At 45.9% G+C, this 14,534-nt stretch carries 13 protein-coding genes, 2 tRNA genes and 1 pseudogene; 5 read left to right on the forward strand and 11 right to left on the reverse strand.

Annotated features, from left to right (window positions below; all coding sequences use genetic code 11):
* Positions 1–2: 2 nt before the first annotated feature.
* Together FTV30_RS08495 and uvrC are read right to left on the reverse strand one after the other, a co-directional pair.
* Positions 3–797: a thioesterase family protein gene (locus tag FTV30_RS08495; RefSeq protein ID WP_005095227.1), complete on the reverse strand. Its 795-nt coding sequence runs from the start codon at positions 795–797 to the stop codon at positions 3–5.
* 115 nt (positions 798–912) lie between these two features.
* Positions 913–2,712: an excinuclease ABC subunit UvrC gene (uvrC, locus tag FTV30_RS08500; RefSeq protein WP_005173083.1), complete on the reverse strand. Its 1,800-nt coding sequence runs from the start codon at positions 2,710–2,712 to the stop codon at positions 913–915.
* A gap of 224 nt (positions 2,713–2,936) precedes the next feature.
* Between uvrC and FTV30_RS08505 the strand changes: the two genes are divergently transcribed.
* Positions 2,937–3,998, forward strand: coding sequence for an AAA family ATPase (locus FTV30_RS08505; RefSeq protein WP_100534497.1), 1,062 nt, complete (start codon positions 2,937–2,939; stop codon positions 3,996–3,998).
* A gap of 1 nt (position 3,999) precedes the next feature.
* Here the strand turns inward: FTV30_RS08505 and FTV30_RS08510 are convergent, their stop codons facing one another.
* Positions 4,000–4,428 (reverse strand): PH domain-containing protein, encoded by a 429-nt coding sequence (locus FTV30_RS08510; protein WP_100534748.1) that lies wholly within the window; start codon positions 4,426–4,428, stop codon positions 4,000–4,002.
* A 583-nt stretch (positions 4,429–5,011) separates the two neighbouring features.
* Here FTV30_RS08510 and fadB point away from each other — a divergent pair.
* The 4 genes and pseudogenes from fadB (at position 5,012) to FTV30_RS08530 (ending at position 9,582) form a co-directional block, all read left to right on the forward strand.
* Positions 5,012–7,162: a fatty acid oxidation complex subunit alpha FadB gene (gene fadB, locus FTV30_RS08515; RefSeq protein WP_005173108.1), complete on the forward strand. Its 2,151-nt coding sequence runs from the start codon at positions 5,012–5,014 to the stop codon at positions 7,160–7,162.
* 12 nt (positions 7,163–7,174) lie between these two features.
* Positions 7,175–8,347: an acetyl-CoA C-acyltransferase FadA gene (gene fadA / locus FTV30_RS08520; protein ID WP_180001412.1), complete on the forward strand. Its 1,173-nt coding sequence runs from the start codon at positions 7,175–7,177 to the stop codon at positions 8,345–8,347.
* Between the two features lie 59 nt (positions 8,348–8,406).
* A pseudogene (locus tag FTV30_RS16445) lies at positions 8,407–9,006 on the forward strand (ImmA/IrrE family metallo-endopeptidase); the annotation flags it as partial.
* Between the two features lie 150 nt (positions 9,007–9,156).
* Complete coding sequence (locus tag FTV30_RS08530; protein WP_180001413.1) at positions 9,157–9,582, forward strand: hypothetical protein; 426 nt, start codon at positions 9,157–9,159, stop codon at positions 9,580–9,582.
* 95 nt (positions 9,583–9,677) lie between these two features.
* Here the strand turns inward: FTV30_RS08530 and tehB are convergent, their stop codons facing one another.
* From tehB to FTV30_RS08570, 8 genes are all read right to left on the reverse strand, one after another.
* Complete coding sequence (tehB, locus tag FTV30_RS08535; protein WP_180001414.1) at positions 9,678–10,544, reverse strand: SAM-dependent methyltransferase TehB; 867 nt, start codon at positions 10,542–10,544, stop codon at positions 9,678–9,680.
* Between the two features lie 213 nt (positions 10,545–10,757).
* Positions 10,758–11,030, reverse strand: a complete 273-nt coding sequence (locus FTV30_RS08540) for a hypothetical protein (RefSeq protein ID WP_180001415.1) — start codon at positions 11,028–11,030, stop codon at positions 10,758–10,760.
* Positions 11,031–11,140: 110 nt separating this feature from the next.
* Complete coding sequence (locus tag FTV30_RS08545; RefSeq protein ID WP_074383912.1) at positions 11,141–11,890, reverse strand: hypothetical protein; 750 nt, start codon at positions 11,888–11,890, stop codon at positions 11,141–11,143.
* A 173-nt stretch (positions 11,891–12,063) separates the two neighbouring features.
* Complete coding sequence (locus tag FTV30_RS08550) at positions 12,064–12,567, reverse strand: hypothetical protein (protein WP_074383911.1); 504 nt, start codon at positions 12,565–12,567, stop codon at positions 12,064–12,066.
* Positions 12,568–12,804: 237 nt separating this feature from the next.
* Positions 12,805–13,317 (reverse strand): hypothetical protein, encoded by a 513-nt coding sequence (locus FTV30_RS08555; RefSeq protein WP_225553284.1) that lies wholly within the window; start codon positions 13,315–13,317, stop codon positions 12,805–12,807.
* A gap of 283 nt (positions 13,318–13,600) precedes the next feature.
* Positions 13,601–13,676 (reverse strand) — tRNA-Phe (locus tag FTV30_RS08560).
* 136 nt (positions 13,677–13,812) lie between these two features.
* Positions 13,813–13,888 (reverse strand) — tRNA-Phe (locus FTV30_RS08565).
* Positions 13,889–14,089: 201 nt separating this feature from the next.
* A complete protein-coding gene (locus FTV30_RS08570; protein WP_005095200.1) occupies positions 14,090–14,467 on the reverse strand; it encodes a GNAT family N-acetyltransferase in 378 nt (125 codons plus the stop codon).
* Positions 14,468–14,534: the final 67 nt, after the last annotated feature.

A 14,534-nucleotide genomic window follows, 5' to 3' on the forward strand; every position in this document is an offset into this window, starting at 1 on the left:
CACTAGGCAAACACCGTCACTGTTTGTCTTGCCATCGCAATCAGGCGATTTTCTGCATCCCAGAGATAGGCATGCTCGGTTGCATAACCATCCGCAGCATGATCCGTAAATACTTTATATTTAAACCAATCATGCAGTTGATGCTGAAGCGGATGCACATAGGTCACGCTCCAGGTCAGACTACTCGCAGGTGCCATACTTTTAAACATCGGCAGTACACCAGGTGGCCAGATGTCGAAAATTGCCATCAGGTCAGCGATCAGGAATTCACGATTGCTATGCTTTTCAGGATGAAAACGGCACCAGCCGCCAAAGTCCGGACGTGAGCTGGCACTACAAGGCAGATTGACGTCCGCCCAGGCGATTTCAAAATGGTCATAACATTCTGGCAGGCCATAACCCGCAGGAATCTGCAACAGCTGCTCTGGTGCAGCATAGTCAGGTGCCTGTTCTTCTTGCTGCACCTGAATTTCCGAGTCACGCGAGATACCAAAACTGGCAATCAGAATACTTTGTACTACCTCGTCTTGCCATAGACGTACTTCGATGGTGGTGACCGACTTACCTTCCCGCAAAATTTCAGCACTCAGTCGCACTTTCGCCTGTTGGATCGGCCCAACAAAGGTGACGCTGCAACTGAGCAGATGTTTGGCCGGATCATTGATCTGAATAACCGCTTTTTGCATCATCATTGCTGCAGCCAGACCACCATACAGGGTGCGCCCCTGTAACCACCCTGATGGAAATTCCACCCATTCCTGTTCGGAAATTTGTGCATAAAGCGCCTGCAAAGACATGTTGATCCCTCAGTGAGTCTTGATCCTCAGTATATTGAGTCAAGCTTGCTCTGCTGTGAATGATCAATGACCCGTGCGTCAATGTGCTCTTTTGCCCTTGCATTGGGCTTGATAATTATTCATGCAGCACTTTATAGATCATCCGTGCCATGACTGAACCCAATCCCGGCACCAGTTGCAGATCTCTTTCTGAGGCTTTCAGTACCCCCTGAATCCCGCCAAAATGGGTCAACAGGTCACGACGGCGTTTTGGCCCAAGGCCCGGAATGACTTCTAGTACCGATGAACCGCGTTTTTTATCGCGTTTGGCGCGGTGCTTGGTAATCGCAAAGCGATGCGCTTCATCCCGCACCTGCTGAATCAAATGGAGTGCCTTATGATCTTCTGGCAACTGAATCTTGCGACCATCGGTAAAGTGCAGGGTTTCCAGACCGGGTTTACGCCCCTCGCCTTTGGACACACCGACCATAAAGGCCTCCAGCCCTAGTTCCTGCATCACTTCCATCGCCATATGCAGTTGCCCCTTGCCGCCATCAATCAGGAGTAAATCTGGCAGCATGGCTTTTTTATAACGACGGGTCAAAGCCTGACGCATGGCGGCATAGTCATCGCCCGCCTGAATGTCATGGATGGAAAACTGACGATAATCACGTTTACGTACCCCACCACTATCAAATACCACACAAGACGCGATAGTGTCTTCACCCATGGTATGCGAAATATCAAAACATTCGATCCGGTCCACCGGGCGGCCGACCACCTGTTCCAGCTGATGGAAACGGTCATTCAGTTCAAAATGATTGGCCAGCTTGCCCTGAATCGCATGCTGTACATTCATTTGTGCCAGTTCCAGCCATTCCGCGCGGGTTTCTCGTACCTTGGACTTGATCTGGATTTTTTTATCAAAATGCTGCGACAGGGCAGCTTCCAGTTCCTTGCGATCGGCCACTTCGACATTGACAATCAGCTCGGCCGGAATTTCATCCGCCACCTGAAAATAGAAATTGGCAATAAAATCGGCCAGCATCTGCCCCAGATCATCACTGAGCATATCCGGAAAATAGCTTTTTCCGCCAAGCATTTTACCGTTGCGCACATGCATGATCTGCACACAGGTCACCCCGGCCTGATAAGCAATCGACAAAATATCGGCTTCGCCTTTGAGCTTATAAATCGCCTGCTGTGACTGCACATCTCTTAGCAGTGCCATCCGGTCGCGGTAGAACACGGCCTTTTCAAATTCCAAAGCTTCGGCTGCCGCTTCCATTTTTGCGATCAGTTCCTGATTCAGCTCCTTGGTATCGCCCTGCAAAAAGCGAATCGAGTTATCCACATCTGCTTTGTAGTCTTCCGGAGAGATAAATCCGACACAGGGCGCCGAACAGCGCTTGATCTGGTATTGCAGACAGGGACGGGTTCGGTTGGCAAAAAAGCTATTTTCACAGGAACGCACATTAAACAGTTTTTGCAGCACCACCAAGGTATCCCGGGCGGTATAGGCACTCGGATAAGGCCCAAAAAACTTGCCGACCTGATGCTTGCCCTTGCCGCGCCCACTGGCCAGTCGTGGATAAGGTTTATCTGCGGAAACAAAGATATAGACATAAGATTTATCATCGCGCAGCATAATGTTATACGGCGGATGATGCAGCTTGATCAGGTTCTGTTCCAGCAACAAGGCTTCGGTTTCAGAGCGCACCACCAAGGTCTGAATATCATAAATCCGCGCCACCAAGGCCTGGGTTTTGGGATGATCCAGCGTTTTGACAAAATAGCTGGAGACCCGGTTTTTTAGATTTTTGGCTTTCCCCACATACAACAGTTCGCCGTCTTTGCCATACATCCGGTAGACCCCGGGCAGGCTGGTCATATTGGCCAGAATTTTCTCGATATGAGGACGTGCGTTTTCGTTCACCTAAAGCCTATTTTTTACATGCAATCTGCAGATATATGTGATGATTATTCGGTTATTTTCAAGCGAAAACACAAAATTCCCCTCAACTTGACACCCAATTTAAAACTATAGCTCAGCCATCTTTGCAATCTATAGCTTTCTCCGCATGATCTGATTGCTAAAAGCTCTAAATTTCAACCTTTAACTTTGCTATGCTCGAAGGGTCTAGTTTTGAGATGATTCGCATGACCATGCAGCAATCGGGCATCCATATTGTTCAACCATCCAGCTCCACCCATCACCCCTCTGAGCGTGATCGCCGGATTGGCAAACCGCGTTTTCATTTCGAGCCGAATCACGTGATGCAATTGCTGCGTGAACGGATGATTGGACAGGATGCCGCACTGAATGAAATTGAAAAAATGCTGCATGTGGTCAAGGCCGATTTCTCCAGTCCGGAGCGTCCACTCTCGGTCACCTTGATGCTCGGCCCAACCGGCGTGGGTAAAACTGAAACCGTGCGTCTGATTGCCGAAGCGATTTATGGTCGTCCGGATGCTTTCTGCCGGATTGACATGAACACTCTGGCACAGGAACATTATGCCGCGGCACTCACCGGTGCGCCGCCAGGTTATGTCGGTTCTAAAGAAGGTCACAGCCTGTTTGATGAAACGGCGATTGCCGGCAGCCATACCCGTCCCGGCATCATGCTGTTTGATGAACTGGAAAAAGCCAGTAACGAGGTGATTCGTGGTTTGATGAATGTGCTGGATACTGGCAGATTGACCCTGACAGCTGGAACCAAAACTATTGATTTCCGTAACTGCATGATCTTTATGACCAGTAATGTCGGCGCACAGGCGGCACAGCAATATCTGGAAAAACTCAGCTACCTGCCACAGCAAATACAGGCACTGTGCCTGAAACATGTACCCACCCAGCGCATTATTGAAAAAGTCATGCAGCGTAAATTCGATCCTGAATTTCTAAACCGGATTGACCGCAGCCTGCATTATCAGGCGGTACAGCATGATGCCCTGCCACGTCTGGTCGAAATTGAACTGGAAAAACTCAATAAACGCCTGCAACATCAAAACCGACAAGTACATTTATCGGATGCAGCCAAAGCCTATTTCTATCAGGGCTATGATATTCGTTACGGCGCCCGGCATTTGGGCCGCAAGCTGCGTACCGAACTGGAACCGGTTCTGGCGCTGTATTTTTTAAGCCAGCCCGAGCAGTTCAGTCTGCATCTGGACTGTGTCGATGGACAATTTGTGGTTCTGCCTGAGCAAGCAAAAGCTTAAATCATGCAGACTCACTATCCGTTTTATTTGCTTGAATTGCCTGTCTAAAAGCGGTCGGATCTGTAGGTGAAACCAATACAAATTTCTGCACGCCGTCTTCCCTATAGTCAATCCGCAGACGCTTTAAGGACAAGGCCGGTGCAATGATAGAGTGATCTGTCGGCTGGATGGACTGGATGGCGCTCAACGGAATCTGCCAGCTCAACCACAGGCTTTTAATACTCAGCACTCCATTTTCCAGCACATAGCGCGTACTCCACAGCGGCCACCACAGAATAATAATGGTCAGAATGTAGATGGCGGTGTGCAGTGGATATTGCTGCAGGGTACCTTTGGCCTGCATGGTCAGCAGCAGTTGCAGTAACAGGCCACTCATACAGATCAGAAAAGCGACCAGCCACCAGTCTTTTTTGGAACGAAATACCTGCATCGAGATCCCCATATCTATGTGCCTGATCATCATAAACAATTCTGTGCCAGATGACAGAGGTCATATTCAACAGAAGCACTGTTATTTCAGGCCTAGCATCAACATAGGCATGCTGGGGCTGAAATCCTCAGAAAACCCTCGACTAAAACAATCAACTGCAGTTTTATTGCGGCTGATCCGAAAATATCTATACATGCCTGCACGCCATGTACTGAGCGAGATTCAGCCCTGATTTTCCTTGTTCCACAGGCCGATAATTGACTGAATTGACCAAATAGCAGCAAAGCCTGCCCTTGAATATTGTCCACCCTGCTCCATATCAATCAGGCTAATCGATAAAAAATAATGAATTGAAACAGAATCTTTAGTTCAGGCTGTGGTCAAAAACGGCAACAAAAATACAGCGCAGATGGAATCGATTCGGCAAAAATTGATGACCCTTGCGTCACGGCTTGATACAACTTGTTATGTTCTTTTTGGATATAGTTATCGTAAGATTAGCGAAGTCTAAAAGTGCGCGGGATATGCGCATTTGCTTCACAACATCAACTTAGAAGTCCTCCAAAATAAAGGAGATCAGGGCATGATCCACGCTGGCAATGCCATTACCGTCCAAATGCTAGAGGACGGGATTGCAGAATTCCGCTTTGACTTACAAGGTGAGTCCGTTAACAAATTCAACCGTGCAACGATTGAAGATTTCAAGGCTGCTATTGAAGCCGTCTCCCATGCCGATATTCAAGGTCTGATTGTCACTTCAGGCAAATCTACATTTATTGTCGGTGCCGATATCACAGAATTCGGCGATAACTTTGCTCAGGGTGAACAAGCGATTGTTGACTGGGCGATGCCGGTACATGAAATTTTCAACAGCTTCGAAGATCTCGACATTCCTAAAGTGGCGGCCATTAATGGTATGGCACTGGGTGGTGGTTTTGAAATGTGTCTGGTGTGTGACTACCGTGTCATGTCAGAACAGGCGCAAGTCGGTCTGCCTGAAATCAAGCTGGGCATTTTCCCGGGCTTCGGTGGTACAGTGCGTTTAAGCCGTCTGATCGGTATCGACAACGCCGTAGAATGGATGGCCATGGCCAACCCGAAAAAGCCTGCTGCTGCACTAAAAGACGGTGCTGTAGATGCAGTGGTTGCTGCTGACAAACTTAAAGATGCTGCACTTGATCTGGTCAAACAGGCGATTCATGGCCGTTTAGACTGGAGAACCAAGCGTCAGGAAAAACTGGATCCGGTTAAACTCAGCCCGATTGAACAGATGATGGCGTTTAACTCATCGAAAGGCATGGTTTTGGCCAAGGCCAATCCGGCTCAATATCCGGCGCCAAAATTACTGCTTGATTCATTACAGGCCGGTGCGAGCCTGCATCGTGATGACGCGTTAAAAGTTGAAGCTGAAGGCTTTGCCAAAGCTGCAGTTACGCCACAAGCAGGTGCATTGATCGGTTTGTTCCTGAACGATCAGATCGTGAAAAAAACCTCGAAGCGCTACGAAAAAGGTGCGCATCCGGTAAACCAGGCGGCGGTACTTGGCGCTGGGATCATGGGTGGTGGTATTGCTTATCAGGCGGCGAGCAAAGGCACACCAATCATCATGAAAGATATTGGTAATCCACAGCTTGCATTGGGTATGTCTGAAGCGAACAAACTGTTGACCAAACAGGTTGAACGCAAAAAAATGACACCAGCGAAAATGGGTGAAACGCTTGCACGTATCCGTCCGACTTTAAGCCTGGAAGAGTTTAAAGAAGTGGATATCGTGATTGAAGCGGTAACTGAAAACCCTAAAATCAAAGCTGCTGTACTTGCTGATACTGAAAAATCAGTACGTGAGAACACCATCATTGCTTCAAATACGTCTACGATTTCGATCACGCGTCTGGCTGAAAGCCTGCAACGTCCTGAGAACTTCGTGGGGATGCACTTCTTTAACCCGGTACATATGATGCCTTTGGTTGAAGTGATCCGTGGCGCGAAGACCTCTGACGAAGCCATTGCAACGACTGTGGTACTTGCTCAGAAAATGGGTAAAACACCAATCGTGGTGAATGACTGCCCGGGCTTCCTGGTCAACCGCGTATTGTTCCCTTACTTCGGTGCATTTGACCTATTGCTTAAAGATGGCGCTGATTTCCAGCAAATCGATAAAGTGATGGAAAAATTCGGCTGGCCGATGGGCCCTGCTTACCTGATGGACGTGGTCGGTATTGATACTGGCGTGCATGGTGCAGAAGTGATGGCTGAAGGCTTCCCGGATCGTATGAAACCGGACTTCAAAGGTTCGATTCAAACCATGTATGAAAACAAACGTCTGGGTCAAAAGAACGACGTGGGTTTCTACAAGTATGAACTTGACCGTAAAGGCAAAAAAGCCAAAGTGGTTGATCCAACTGCATATGAGCTTGTGGCCTCTGTTGCAACTGTGGAAAAACGTGAATTTGACGCTCAGGAAATCATTGACCGTATGATGCTGGCTTTCTGTAACGAAACGGTTCGTTGCCTGGAAGACAACATTGTCGCGACTGCTTCTGAAGCAGATATGGCAATGATCATGGGTGTCGGTTTCCCTCCATTCCGTGGTGGTCCATGCCGTTACATCGATCAAACCGGTGTAGCTGAGTATGTTGCGCTTTGCAATAAGTATGCGCACCTTGGTAAAGCTTATGAAGCGCCAGAAATGTTGCGTGAAATGGCTGCTAACAACAAAAAATTCTACGGTTAAGGAGCAACGTGAATGGCTACTTTAAATCCACGTGACGTTGTCATCGTCGATGGCGTACGTTCAGCAATGGGTAAAACCAAAAACGGTATGTTCCGCAATGTACGTGCGGACAGCCTGTCTGCTGAACTTGTCCGTGCCCTGATGGTACGTAACGAATTCGACCCGAATGAAGTTGAAGACGTGATCTGGGGCTGTGTGAATCAGACCCTGGAACAAGGGATGAACATTGCCCGTAATATCGCATTACTGGCGGACTTGCCGAAAACTGTGGCTGGTCAAACTGTTAACCGTCTTTGTGGTTCATCTATGCAGTCTATTCATACTGCTGCGGCGCAAATTGCGACTAACCAAGGTGATATCTTCATCATTGGTGGTGTAGAGCACATGGGCCACGTAGGAATGATGCACGGCATCGACCTCAACCCAGAAGCATCTAAGCATTATGCCAAAGCGTCTAACATGATGGGCTTAACTGCTGAAATGTTGGGTCGTATGAACGGCATTACGCGTGAAGAACAAGATGCGTTTGGTGTGGAATCACATCGCCGCGCTTGGGCTGCAACGCAAGAAGGTCGTTTCAAAAACGAAATTATTGGTGTTGAAGGTCACGATGCAAACGGTTTTAAAATCCTATGCGACGTAGATGAAGTGATCCGTCCGGATGCCAACATCGAATCATTCCGTGCTTTACGTCCAGTGTTCGATCCGAAAGGCGGTACAGTGACTGCGGCAACCTCTTCAGCCTTGTCTGATGGTGCTTCTGCAATGTTGCTCATGTCTTATGAGCGTGCACAAGCCTTAGGTCTTAAGCCACGTGCCGTGATCCGCTCTATGGCAGTTGCAGGTTGTGATGCTGCGATCATGGGTTATGGCCCGGTTCCGGCAACGCAAAAAGCCTTGAAACGTGCTGGCCTTGCCATTTCTGATATTCAGACTTTTGAATTGAACGAAGCCTTTGCTGCACAAGGTCTGTCTGTTCTTAAAGGCTTAGGCATTTATGACAAACAGGACATCGTAAACCATAACGGTGGTGCGATTGCGTTGGGTCACCCACTCGGTTGTTCTGGTGCGCGTATTACCACGTCTTTGCTTAACGTGATGGAACAGCAAGATACGCAAATTGGTCTTGCGACCATGTGTATTGGTTTGGGTCAAGGTATTGCGACAATTATCGAACGTGTTTAATTCTTAAATACTCAGATAAAAATAAACCCCGCTTAGTGCGGGGTTTTTTTATACAAAAAAAAGAAATTGATGCCCTTTCTTTTTTTGATGATGAATCAGGCTCACCGTTTATTTTTTTGAATGATACAAAATCTGCCGAACGGGTAAGATTCGATTGTGCGCATGAATTAGGCCACACCGTTATGCACACACATAATAAATATGTCCGCAATGAAGTAGACAATCGCATTTTAGAAACTGAAGCAGATAAGTTTGCTTCAGAATTTTTAATGCCTACTGAAGGTTTTTTAAGTACAGTTCCTTCTTATTTAACGATTGAAAATATGATCGACTATAAGAAAGTATGACGAACATCTTTAAAGGCTATAAATTATAAATCGCATAAATTGCAACGTATAACAGATTGGTTTTATCGAAGTAACTCTATGAAAATTAATACCTTAGGTTATCACATTAATGAGCCTAACGAAACTCACCGTGATGAAAGCGTAATGCTTCCTAAATTAATTTTAACATTAGCTTCAGATCCAAAATTTAGTAAGCAGAAAATGCTCGATGAAATTCGTATATCTGAAAAAGACTTTAATGAACTAACATTTGATTCTTTAATTAAATATGAAGAATCTAAACCTCGACCAAAACTTTATGTCATTAGTTAAAGCTCTTCGGAGCTTTTTTATTTAAACTAGAATGTTATCCCTTTGTAAAATTGGTTTATTTTTCCACCATTAAAATCTTAATTATGAATCGCTTAAATTTTATCTGTGTATGATCAAGCCTCTTTTTTCCTACTTCCTTAAGGGGTTTATATGAACATGCTTAAAACAATGCTTGCGACTGCAATCGTAGCAACTTCTGCATCTGCAATGGCAACTGAAGCTCAAGTAGCACCTGCTGCTACAACCACTACAGTTCAAACTGTTGCTACAGAAGCGGTTGCGCCTGTGCAAGCAAAAGTTGAAGCTGCTCAAGCCACTGCTACAGATGCAAAACAAGCAACTGAAGCGAAAGTTGAAACAGTAAAAGCTGAAACAACTGCTCAAGTAGAAACTGCACAAGCAACCGCAGAACAACAAGTTGAAGCTGCAAAAACAGAAGTAGCAGAAGCAAAAGAAGCAACTGTTGAAACTGCTGCTGAAGTAAAAGAAGCGACTACTGAGAAAGCCGAAGCTGCTCAAGCAGACGTAAAAGCTGAGAAAAAAGGCTGGTTCTCTTGGTTCAAAAAAGCTGCTTAAGATTTTTTGAGCATAAAAAAGATGTCAGCCTGACATCTTTTTTTGTTTTGAACACTCTCATTTTAATTCAAGAGTTTAACAGCAGCTTAAAGCACTTATTCGACCTTTTGCGCTAACATGGTCGCAAAATGCTGTTTAATCCGTTGGCCCTGCGCATCCACCCGATGCAGCTCACCAATATTTTCATTGTATTTCACAATCTTCCAGTCCTCATAATAAGCCCGTAACTCGCCCGGCTTAAAGCTAAATGGAAAATCGGGCTGTACCGGAATCTCTGGCGTATCCATCGCACAGACAATCAGGTTATAACCACCCGGCACGGTGGCCTGCTGCATCTGCGCAATCAAGGGTGCAATGGTTTTGGCCTCGAGGAACATCATCACCACGGTGCAGTAAATGAAGTCATACTGGCCTGTAATACTGGTATCTGTGTTGAGATCACGGCGCTGGATCTGCACGTGATCAATGTGCTCCGTCTGCACAATCTGTCTTAAGGTCTGCAAACTGTTTTCATTGACATCCCAGGCTTCGACATTAAAACCATTCTGACTTAAATACAGTGCATTACGTCCTGTACCGCAACCGACGTCCAGCGCACGGCCACCCTTTAAATAGGGCATGGCCGCCAGCACTTCAGAATGGGTAGGATTCAACTGATATTTTTTGATGAAGTAATCTTCAGGCCGGCAATAAAAACGCAGCTGGCATTCGATATCCTCGCTGGCAGAAACAATCTTGTGCCAAGCCTCAGGTTCAATAAATGGCGGTTGCTGCGCTGGTGTAAACACATGTTCAGATTGCACCGCACCGGATGCTTCCAGCATGGCAAAATGCAACTCACCTTTAAGTAACGTCAGTTTGGCCCAAGTCCCTGCTTTGGTATTGTGCTGATTCTTGAAGCCCTGAGGAATACTCTTTTCTGTCCAGACCGGAAGTTGCTTATAACAAATCAGTTCTTGCATCAATATCGCCCTCCATCTCATGCATGCGCCGCCTGTCATGCTTATAGCGACGGTTTTATTCATTTCAGCATAGCTGGTTCAGGCCGGAATTGGAATCAGCGCTTATTTACGCTGTGCCAATACAGCAGCAAGATGCAGACCAAATCTGGAAAATAAAAAAGCTGCCTCGATCGACAGCTTGAGTTTAGCCAGAGAATGAATAGGGTGACTGGATTAATGCAGTAGTTCTGATTGTAGCCAGCGCATATAATTTTCCTGATCCATAAAATCCGGCGCGCCTCCCAGATCCAGACTGAAATACTGCTGATTAAACTGGATGACAATCTGTTCGGTATAGTGCCAGTCTTCTATCAGCTTGAAATATTGATTCAAGAAAAATCGGCTCCTGCCCTCATTATTCAGACTTTGTAGTTTTGGATCTGTTTTATTTGCGACAAACTCACCGTACATCTGCTGAATATCAGCAAAAACCTGAATTGTTTGCATGACTCACCTGCCTGAATGTTATGTCGTGATCTGTGCGACCCCTCCAACTTAGCAAGCGAGTTTGAACAGCAGATGACAGTCCTATGGCAATCCTGTGATCGCCTACAGGATTATAACTTGTTTTCAACCGCTTTCTGGTTTGCTGTCGCAATCTGTTGCATCTGTTTATTCAGATTTAATATTTCTTTATACAGCGCATTAAACTCTTTCACTGCTTTATCTTCATAAAACATGAAAGTTTTATTTTTCTTTTGCCATTTATGCTTTTTCAATACGGCAAATAAGGCATCTGCCTTGGCCAGACTTTGTTTCTCAATCTCAAAGATCGCATGGGCATTACTTTGCTGTTGATCGGCTTGCAGGTTCGCGGTCAGCTGCTGGCGATAACGGTTTTTAATATCCAGTTGCTGTGCCTTATTGATCAGCTCGGCATCACGCTGCTGAATTTGCTGCTGATAGCTGTTCACAATTTGATGCACTTGCTTGAGCATGGCTTCAGTTTCTTTATAGTCTTGTGCCTGATCTTTGGCCAGACGGTCGATATCCAGAAAATTCTGCCAGTTGGCCGCTTTTAAATCACGCAGGTACTGATTCCGCTCCTCGGCACTGTCGCGCAATTGACCCAGCATGAATTCAGCCATGATGGCATAGTCGCCATCCAGACGGTCATCTTCAAGCTCAAGCTCAATCGGCTTAGACCAGTCCTGTGCTTGCTGCGCAATGCTCTCGGTTTTTTCTTCAAGCACAGTTTCATATTCGAGCAAATCAGCCTGATGTTTTTTCTGGGCAGAGTTTTGATAAAACAGCCCGATAAAAATTGCCAGTGTCACAGCGGCTAAAATCATAAAAACACGCGGCATGCACATGCTCTCCTGCTGCAGGTTATGTATAGATTTCCTTTTTATCAATATGCTTATTTTTTAAACAAAAATCAATTCTTCTATACAAAACCTCTGCAAAGGCACGGACTGTTCCAAAAGGAAATTTGATCACCATTGCTGTTTTAAGCTCGCGCTGTATCGTTTGACTTTATCTAGCAACCATTCGCAGCACACCATTCATTCAGCAGCGTCCGGTCAATATTATTCAGGTTGAATTGTTCTCGGGCAGCCTGAACCGAAGTTGCATTACGGTTAATACCAAATGGCACCAGCATCAGATAAATACCATCACGTGGGTCAGCAGAGCGTAAACCATCCGCAATCGCCTGCACATACTGTTGCAGCCCCGGTGGCAGGCTATCCAGTCGTGCCGGATTGCTGCTAGGTAGAATGTCGAGATCACCCGCGAAATCAGCATTAACCGTGTAGTCCTGCAATTCGCGTTCAATCTTCAGCATCCGCATCTTTAACGCTTTTTTCTGGCTGGATTGTTGTTGCAGGGGAAGCATGAACTCTGTTTCTTCACGCAATTCACGGTCTGCCATCACGGTCAGTGTCGGTAAAGTGACAGATTCTGGTGCGGCATGTGCATTGACCAGATGCAGCACAGAAAACAGGCTTATTAATACAAGGAAAGTTGTGCTAAGGGGACGCATAAGGAAAACCTCCGCATCTTCATTTCAGGGGGAGATACCTTATTGTTCCTTAAACTTGTGTAAATATGATCAGTATTACTGTGAGGATTGATACACGGTCATGTCAGCCTGATCACTGGCGCATATTTCGAGCTGGTTTTAAGCGGGCGATTAGAAATTAATGCTCCTTTTACCGTAAATTTTAGCAATAAAAAATCCCCGACTGGCGGGGATGGATAGGTAGCATTGGACAGTATTTCAGGGCTGTTTCGGTAATTGTATGACAGCAGGTACATTAAGGTGATTTTCAAGCAGGTCGATATTCACCTTGTCCAGATTGATCTGGATTTTCATATTGCGATCTGGCTGCAGGCTGTTACTCCGATCAATGCCAAAATTCTCCAGAATGGTATACAGCCCTTGGGTTGGATCACTGGATTGCAGTCCCTGGGCAATGGTGAGCACGTACTGCTGTAGTGCCGGTGACAATGAATCTAAATCAGGTGCTTTTATGGGCTGGATCTCGAGGTTTGCCACCACATCAGGATTGACCATAAAATTCTCTGCATCCCGGGTACCACGAATCACCTGATGCTGTAAGGCACGCAGATTCTTTTCTTCCTGTACAAAAGGTACATAGCCGGTTTCATTACTCATTTCAGGTTCAGCCATCACGGTCAGGGTTGGTAGCGTCACCACCGCTTGCTCGTCCTCGGCTTGCGCTCCGATGCTGTAAACACCGAGCATGAGTCCGAATATAGACATTTTCATGATATTCATTGGTTTGCCTTTCCCCTATTATTGATGGCCCAAATACTGCAACTGACGATGATCCAGTCTATTTTCAATATTCTTATCTACTAGATTACATTGATTAATTGGATAACTCATGCTTGCTCAGATGAATGGCAACTCATGTGAATCATCCCGGAAATAGCAGAGCACAGACTCATCGTCTGAAAGCCGAATAGTGAGGCAAAACCACTGTTTTCAGCTGAAAGACAAAATGACAGGCGAAAAAAAACCTCAAACAATGTTTGAGGTTTTTTGAATATGGTGGCGAGACCCAGGATCGAACTGGGGACACACGGATTTTCAATCCGTTGCTCTACCTACTGAGCTATCACGCCGATGCGGTGTATTAAGCCGTATCTGGCTGCATTAGTCAATCAAAATTATAAAAAAAATAATTGAATGACTGAATTTTGGTCTAAAAAAAATCCCTGATGGGATCAGGGATTGAAAACTTTAAAATGTTTTAAAATATGGTGGCGAGACCCAGGATCGAACTGGGGACACACGGATTTTCAATCCGTTGCTCTACCTACTGAGCTATCACGCCGATGTCGCGTATTAAACAGTTTCAGCTTTAAATCGTCAAGAGCGCAGAGAATAATTTTCATCAAATGTTTACTTTTCCATCAACTCGCATCAATTTGAGTCATAAATTAAACAGTTTTTACCAAAGACTTCACCAATAAAACAAATCTGCGGTCTTATTTACAAAAAAGCAGCCCGAAGGCTGCGACTGCTTGATCTATTTTTAGATTTTTTCCAGATTGGCCAGACAACGATGGATGGCACCACACCCCGGCACAAAATTCTTGACCCCTTTTTCTTCTTCCATGCGGCAGACTTCACTGACCAGCCTTTCTGCAACGCCACGCCCGCGGTTGGCCGGATGCACCACGATATTTTCCAGAATCCGGCTTTCTCCCTGTCCGGTGCACCAGATTGCCCCGATAATCTTGGTATTAAATTCTGCACTATAAACTGAAGTATACTGTGTAAGGTTTTGCTCTAGTTGTTCCATGGCATCTGCCCCATCGCTAAATTCAGGGCTAGTGTCATACAGTCGCTCAAGCTGGCTGCGCACTTCATCATTTTCTAAAGAAGTATAAGCATGTACGGTAATAGGCATTGATAAACCCTCCTGAGCAATCTAATATGCAGTGACGTCGTCACGGCGAAAATATTTTCTACATCAA

It is taken from the genome of Acinetobacter sp. YH12255, from assembly GCF_013417355.1.
Taxonomy (GTDB): Bacteria; Pseudomonadota; Gammaproteobacteria; order Pseudomonadales; family Moraxellaceae; genus Acinetobacter; species Acinetobacter pseudolwoffii.

Bases quoted from the DNA above. Each gene is read 5' to 3' on its own strand.
- FTV30_RS08505 (WP_100534497.1), top strand. From the start codon at position 2,937: ATGACCATGCAGCAATCGGGCATCCATATTGTTCAACCATCCAGCTCC.
- FTV30_RS08540 (WP_180001415.1), bottom strand. From the start codon at position 11,030: ATGCAAACAATTCAGGTTTTTGCTGATATTCAGCAGATGTACGGTGAG.
- FTV30_RS08545 (WP_074383912.1), bottom strand. From the start codon at position 11,890: ATGCCGCGTGTTTTTATGATTTTAGCCGCTGTGACACTGGCAATTTTT.
- FTV30_RS08570 (WP_005095200.1), bottom strand. From the start codon at position 14,467: ATGCCTATTACCGTACATGCTTATACTTCTTTAGAAAATGATGAAGTG.
- FTV30_RS08555 (WP_225553284.1), bottom strand. From the start codon at position 13,317: ATGAAAATGTCTATATTCGGACTCATGCTCGGTGTTTACAGCATCGGA.
- FTV30_RS08530 (WP_180001413.1), top strand. From the start codon at position 9,157: ATGAACATGCTTAAAACAATGCTTGCGACTGCAATCGTAGCAACTTCT.
- FTV30_RS08510 (WP_100534748.1), bottom strand. From the start codon at position 4,428: ATGCAGGTATTTCGTTCCAAAAAAGACTGGTGGCTGGTCGCTTTTCTG.
- FTV30_RS08550 (WP_074383911.1), bottom strand. From the start codon at position 12,567: ATGCGTCCCCTTAGCACAACTTTCCTTGTATTAATAAGCCTGTTTTCT.
- tehB (WP_180001414.1), bottom strand. From the start codon at position 10,544: ATGCAAGAACTGATTTGTTATAAGCAACTTCCGGTCTGGACAGAAAAG.
- fadA (WP_180001412.1), top strand. From the start codon at position 7,175: ATGGCTACTTTAAATCCACGTGACGTTGTCATCGTCGATGGCGTACGT.
- FTV30_RS08495 (WP_005095227.1), bottom strand. From the start codon at position 797: ATGTCTTTGCAGGCGCTTTATGCACAAATTTCCGAACAGGAATGGGTG.
- fadB (WP_005173108.1), top strand. From the start codon at position 5,012: ATGATCCACGCTGGCAATGCCATTACCGTCCAAATGCTAGAGGACGGG.